General features: G+C 65.1%; 4 protein-coding genes. 1 reads left to right on the top strand and 3 read right to left on the bottom strand.

Going from position 1 to position 6,796, the window contains the following annotated elements; all coding sequences use genetic code 11:
- Window positions 1–85: 85 nt before the first annotated feature.
- From QZ847_RS07750 to QZ847_RS07740, 3 genes are read right to left on the bottom strand one after another with little or no spacing between them, the layout of a single operon-like run.
- Complete coding sequence (locus QZ847_RS07750; protein WP_294355076.1) at window positions 86–1,633, bottom strand: efflux transporter outer membrane subunit; 1,548 nt, start codon at window positions 1,631–1,633, stop codon at window positions 86–88.
- Complete coding sequence (locus QZ847_RS07745; RefSeq protein WP_294355074.1) at window positions 1,630–4,845, bottom strand: efflux RND transporter permease subunit; 3,216 nt, start codon at window positions 4,843–4,845, stop codon at window positions 1,630–1,632. The genes QZ847_RS07750 and QZ847_RS07745 overlap by 4 nt, the downstream gene beginning before the upstream one ends.
- Window positions 4,846–4,851: 6 nt before the next feature.
- Window positions 4,852–6,072 (bottom strand): efflux RND transporter periplasmic adaptor subunit, encoded by a 1,221-nt coding sequence (locus QZ847_RS07740; protein WP_294355071.1) that lies wholly within the window; start codon window positions 6,070–6,072, stop codon window positions 4,852–4,854.
- A 158-nt stretch (window positions 6,073–6,230) separates the two neighbouring features.
- Between QZ847_RS07740 and QZ847_RS07735 the strand changes: the two genes are divergently transcribed.
- A partial coding sequence (locus QZ847_RS07735) for a TetR/AcrR family transcriptional regulator (RefSeq protein WP_294355068.1) occupies window positions 6,231–6,796 on the top strand: 566 nt, incomplete at its 3' end.

Genomic DNA, 6,796 nt, shown 5'->3' with positions numbered 1-6,796 from the left:
TGCAGAAAAGTTGCAGTTTTCGCTCAATCCCGCGCCACAAGCCTCGTAAGCGCCTCACAGAAGCACCCCACGAGCAAACCCCCGCTCAGTTGATCCCACCACCCAGCGATCGATACAACTCCACCAGGTTGCTCGCACCCGTCAGCCGCGTCGACACCAGCTGCTGTTGCGCCGCATACGACACACGCTGCGCATCCAACGATACAAGAAATGAATCCACACCCGCTCGGTAACGCGCCTCCGAAAGACGAGCAGCGACCTGCGCCGCGTTGGCCCGCGCTGACTGCGCCGACACTTGCTCCCCGATCGTCCCGCGTTGCGCCAGCGCGTCGGCGACTTCACGGAACGCCGTCTGTATCGCACGCTCATAGGTCGACACCGCCACCTGCTGCGAGGCGCGCGCATAATCGAGATTGCCCTTTCTCGCGCCACCATCGAACAGCGGCAGGCCAACCGACGGCGTGCCCGTGTAGGTGAAGCTGCCACCACCGAAGAGACCGGACAACGCCGTCGAGATCGTCCCGATCGTCGCCGTGAGCGAAATGCGCGGGAAGAAGGCCGCGCGCGCAGCGCCGATGTTGGCGTTCTGTGCGATCAGCTGGTGCTCGGCCTGGAGCACGTCGGGGCGTCGCAGCAGTACCTCGGACGATACGTCACCCGGCAACGCATCACGCGTATACGCGGTCTTGCCAAGTCCCGCGGGCAGTTGCTCGCTCGGCACGGTCGTACCGACCAGCAGGTTGAGCGCGTTCTGGTCCTGCGTGACGCGAGTCGTCAGTGTCGCGATGTCGTTGCGCGCGGACTGATAGTTCGTCTCGGCTTGTCGCGCCTCGAGTTCGGACGCGACGCCGATCCGGAACTGCGCCTGGGTCAGGCGCAATGTCTCGCCGAACGTCTGCAGCGTGCGGCGCGAGAGCTGTAGTTGCTCCTGATCGGAAGCAAGCGTCAGCCACGCGGTCGCGATCTCCGCGATCAGGCTGATCCGAGTCGAGCGCTGTGCTTCTTCGGTTGCGAAATACTGCTCCAGCGCGGCGCGGCTGAGGTTGCGGACGCGTCCGAACAGGTCGAGTTCGAAGGCGGAGAAGCCAGCGTTGACCGAGTAGAATTCGACGTTGGACGAAGACGAGCCGACGCCGGCACCACCGACGCCCGCGCCACCGCCACCGCCGCCGACGCTGCCGCCATTTCCCGTACCCCCGCCAGTTCCCGTGCCTCCGCCCGCCGTGCCACCTGCTCCGGTGCCGGCCCCTGCATTGGCGCCGGTCGCTCCAAAGATGTTGTTGGTATAGGTCGCGGAGCCCGACAGCGCCGTCGTCGGCACTAGGTCGGAGCGCTGGATCCGATATTGCGCGCGCGCCTGGAGCACATTGCCGGCCGCAATCCTAAGGTCGCGGTTGTTGGCTAGCCCCGTCTCGATCACCTGCCGCAGACGCGGATCGAGGAAGAAGTCGCGCCAGCCGATCGCTGACACATCGACGGCATCGGTCACGGCGCGCGGGTAGACACCGCCCTGCGGGAGGGCAGCCGGAACGGCGCCGGTCGGACGTTCGTACTTCGGTGCTAGATTGCACCCGGCTAGCGCGGTCGACAACGCGAGCGCGGCTAAGATGGCGGAGCGGGTCACGTCGTTCAGGCTCCCTCGACCGCGGGGCGGCCTTGGTTCGAGTCATGGTCGCGGCGGCGGTCGTCCTCGCGTCCGCGATCGGGATCGTCGGATGCGGCGGGCTCAGCGTCGTCGCCGTGCCCGAACAGGCGCAGCACGACGACGAAGAACATCGGCACCAGGAAGATCGCGAAGACGGTCGCGGTCAACATGCCGCCGACCACCGCACGGCCGATCGCATTCTGCCCGCCTGCGCCCGCGCCGGTGGAGATCGCCAGCGGCAACACGCCGAAGATGAACGCGAGACTGGTCATCAGAATAGGACGCAGACGCAGCTTGGCCGCCTGCACTGCGGCATCGAACGGCTTCATCCCCTCCGCGATCCGTTCCTCCGCAAACTCGACGATCAGGATCGCGTTCTTCGCCGACACGCCGATCGTGGTGATCAGGCCAACCTGCAGGTAGATGTCGTTATTCAGACCCGTGATCCAGGCGGCGAACAGCGCGCCGATGATGCCGAGCGGCACGACCAGCAGCACCGAGATCGGAACCGACCAGCTTTCGTAGAGTGCTGCGAGGCACAGGAAGACGATCAGCAGCGACAGGCCGTAGAGCGCCGGTGCCTGCCCGCCTGACAGCTTTTCCTCGTACGACAGGCCGGTCCACTCGAGCGTCGTGCCCGGCGGCAGCTTGGCGTGGATTTCCTGCAACGCCTCCATCGCGGCGCCCGTGCTCTTGCCGGGCGCTGGCGAACCCTGGATCTGCATCGCGGGCTGACCATTGTAGCGCGTCAGCTGCACCGGCGCATTCGACCATTCCTGCGTCGTGAAGGCGTTGAAGGGCACCATTTGGCCGGTCGTGCTGCGCACGTAGAGCGCACCGATATCCTCCGGCTTCAACCGGTACGGCGCATCGTTCTGCACGTAGACGCGCTTCACGCGACCGCGGTCGATGAAGTCGTTGACGTAGCCGCCGCCCCAGGCGGTCGCGATCGTGCTGTTGACCGTCGCCAGATCGAGGTTGAGCGCGCGCGCCTTGTCCTCGTCTACCACGACCTTCAGCTGCGGCGCGTCGTCGAGGCTGAGCGGGCGGACCTGCGCCAGCGCGGGGTTTTGCGCCGCCATGCCCAGCATCATGTTACGAATTTCAAGCAGCTTCGCGTGCCCGACCCCGCCGGTATCAACCAGCTGCGCGTCGAAGCCGGTGGCGTTGCCGAGCTCCTGCACCGCGGGCGGGATCAGCGCGAAGATCATCCCGTCCTTGTACTGCGAGAAGGTACCCATCGCGCGGCCGACGATCGCCTGCGCGCGGTTCTCGGCACCCGGGCGATCCTCCCACGGTTTCAGGTTGACGAAGGCGATGCCCGCATTCTGCCCCTGCCCCGCGAAGCTGAACCCGTTGACGGTGAAGACGCCCGCGACGTTCGCGGCCTCATCCTTGAGGAAGTGATTGCGCACAAGGTCGATGCCCTTGTCGGTGCGGACCGTTGTCGCGCCCGCGGGTCCTTGAACGAGCGCCAGCACCGTACCCTGGTCCTCGTCGGGCAGGAAGCCTGAGGGCAAGGTCGCGAACAGCCCGCCGACGCCGAGCACGATGACCGCGAACACGACCATCGATCGCTTCCAGCTGCGCACCGTCCGCTTGACGCCGTTCTCATACTTGTTCTGTCCGCGCTCGAACTTGTCGTTGAACCAGCGGAAAAAGCGCGCGAGCGGGCCGTTGCCTTCCTTCTTTTTCGGATCATGCGGCTTCAGGATCGTGGCGCAGAGCGCGGGGGTCAGGATCAGCGCAACCAGCACCGACAGCACCATTGCCGAGACGATCGTGATCGAGAACTGGCGATAGATCACGCCGGTCGACCCACCGAAGAAAGCCATCGGCAAGAACACCGCCGACAACACCATGCCGATGCCGATCAACGCGCCCGAAATCTCGTCCATCGACTTGCGCGCGGCATCCTTGGGCGAGAGATGCTCGTCGACGATCAGTCGCTCGACGTTCTCCACCACCACGATCGCGTCGTCGACGAGCAGACCGATCGCCAGCACGGTGCCGAACAGCGTCAGCGTGTTGATCGTGTATCCCGCGAGCGCCAGAACACCGAACGTGCCGAGCAGCACCACCGGAACCGCAATCGTCGGGATGATTGTCGCACGCCAGTTCTGCAGGAACAGGAACATGACTAGGAAGACGAGCACCACCGCCTCAATCAGCGTGTGGATCACTTGCTCGACCGACAGACGCACGAATGGCGTCGTGTCGTAAGGGTAGATGACCTTGACGTCGGCGGGCAGCGTCTTCGCGATCTCCGCGGTCCGCTCCTTGACCAATTTGACCGTGTCGAGCGCGTTCGCTCCGGCCGCCAGACGCACGCCGAACCCCGACGCGGGCTTTCCGTTGTACTTCACGTCGAAGCCGTAATTCTCGGCACCGAGCTCAACTCGCGCGACATCGTTCAGGCGCACGATCGCGCCGTCCTGATTGGTTTTCAGGCGGATGTTGCCGAACTGCTCGGGCGTCTGCAGCCGCGACTGGACCGAGACAGTCGCGTTGAGCATCTGGTCCTTGGGCGCGGGCTGTGCACCCAATTGCCCGGCACTGACCTGCGCGTTCTGCGCCTCGATCGCGCTCGTCACGTCGGCGACGGTCAGCTGGTAGCTGTTGAGCTTGAGCGGATCGAGCCAGATGCGCATCGCATATTGCGCACCGAAGATCTGCAATTCACCGACGCCGCTGACACGGCTGATCGGGTCCTGCAACTTGGACACAACCATGTCCGACAGGTCGTTCGCGGTGTGCGAACCGTCCTCCGACACCAGACCGACGACGACCAGGAAGCTGGCCGCGGACTTGGTGACCTGAATACCCTGGCGCTGAACCTCCTGCGGCAGCAGCGGGGTCGCCGCCTGCAGCTTATTTTGTACCTGCACCTGCGCGATGTCAGGGTCGGTGCCCTGCTCGAACGTCAGCGTGATCGTCACTGTGCCCGCCGACGAGGACGAGGACGAGAAATAGCGCAGGTTGTCGATGCCCTTCAGCTGCTGCTCGATGACTTGGGTCGTCGTGCGTTCCAGCGTTTCGGCGTCCGCACCCGGATAGGTCGCGGCGATCGCAACCGCGGGCGGCGCGATCTCGGGAAACTGCGCGACCGGCAGGCTGCGGATCGCGAGCACGCCCGCGAGCATCAGCACGATCGCGATCACCCACGCGAAGATGGGGCGATCGATGAAATAGCGTGACATGAGCAGTTACTTCGCTTCCTGCTGCGACTGGGCGGCATTGCCGCCGCCCTGACCACTACCTTGCGCGCCACCGGGCTGACCCGCGGGCTTCGCGTTCGGGTTCCATGCGACCGCCTTCACCGGCATGCCCGGGCGCAGCATCATGCCGCCCTCGACGATCACCTTCTCGCCCGCCTTCAATCCGGCGGTGACCAGCCAGTTGTCACCGATCGTGCGCGGCGCGGTCAGCTTGCGCATCTGCACCTTGTTGTCCGCACCCACCACCATCACGGTCGGGTTGCCCTTCTCGTCACGCTGCACCGCACGCTGCGGGACCAACAGCGCGTCGCCCTGCGTACCCTCGATCAGCTCGGCACGGACATACATGCCCGGCAGCAGCAGCGCACGCGGGTTGGGGAAGCGCGCGCGGATCGTCTGGGTCCCCGTTGCGGGATCGACGCTGACGTCAGCAAACTGGAGCGTGCCCTCGACCGGATAGATCGAGCCGTCCTCCAGCCGCAGCCGCACCCGCGCCGCCTGCCCACCGCGCGACAGGTCGCCCGCCGAGATCTTCTGACGCAGCGCGAGCAGGTCGGCACTCGACTGCGGCACGTCGACGTAGATCGGATCGAGTCGCTGGATCGTGGTAAGCGCGGTCGTCTGCCCCGAGGTCACGAGCGCACCCGTGGTCGCGATCGATCGCCCGATCCGGCCCGAGATCGGCGCGCGAACCGTGGTGCGCGATAGATCGATCTGCGCCGAGCGGAGCGCGGCCTCCTGCGCGGCCACGTCGGCGCGCGCCTGCTGCGCCTGAGTGATCGAATTTTCATAATCCTGCCGCGCGATCGCGTTGATCTTCACTAGCTCACCGTAGCGGCGCTGAAGCGCAGAAGTGGAGGCGATCGCCGACCGCGCGCGGGCAAGCGCGGCGCGCGCGCTTGCAACCTGCGTCACATAAGGTTGCGGGTCGATCCGGTAGAGCGGTTGACCCTTCGATACCTGATCACCCTCGGTGAATAGCCGCGCCAGGATCAGGCCGTTGACCTGCGGGCGAACCTCGGAGGTTTCATACGCAACCGTGCGACCGGGCAAGGTCGTCGTGAGCGTCACCGCCTCGCTTTTGACCGCAACCACGCCGACCTGCGGTGGTCCGGCGGGCTGCTGCTGCTGCGCCTGCTCCTTGCCACCACCACATGCGGCGAGCGGCAACACCAGCACCGCGGCGACCGCGAAACGATTGATCAGCATGGACTTCCCGGAAAAAATGTGTGAATGAACGATCACTCACGAATGCTGCTACTGCGAACAGGCGCCAGCGTCAATATGGGAAGGAGATGATGGGCAAGACTGAAGCAGCATGCGCGCCGTTGCCTCGCAATGAGAAAGCAAACGCCCGCCGATCGCAGGTGATCCAAGCCGCGCGAAAATTGTTCGCCGAGGCTGGTTTCCACAACACCGGCATGGCGCAGATTTCGAAAGAGTCGGGCGTGCTCGTCGGGCAGATCTACCGCGACTTCGCGAACAAGGAGGCGATCGTCGCGGCAATGGTCGAACAGGACCTCGACGAGTTCCTGTACGATGGCGTGCTGTGTAACGCCTGCGCGACCGGTGACCACGCCGCGGTGCGCGCGTGGATCGCCGATTTCGTCGCCGCCGAGGAGGTAGAGGACGCGCGCATCTTTGCCGAGATCACTGCGGAAGCTGCGCGCAACGAGCGGATCGCCGCGATCTTTCACATGATCGACCAGCGTTTACGACAGCAACTGGTGCTCGCCCTGCGCATCATCGTTCCGACTGCGGTCTCCGATGAGCGTGTGTTGACCGTCGCCAACCTGATCCTGACCGTTGCATCGGGCGTGTTGCACCGGCGGGTATTGTGGCCACGGCAGACCGATCGTGCGGTATTCGCGCCGCTGCTTGCCTGCATCGATGCGCAGATTGACGGATTGTGCCGCGAGAACGTACCGGCCTG

This window comes from uncultured Sphingomonas sp., assembly GCF_913778135.1.
Taxonomy (GTDB): Bacteria; Pseudomonadota; Alphaproteobacteria; order Sphingomonadales; family Sphingomonadaceae; genus Sphingomonas.
This window is presented reverse-complemented; position numbering and strand designations above follow the sequence as displayed.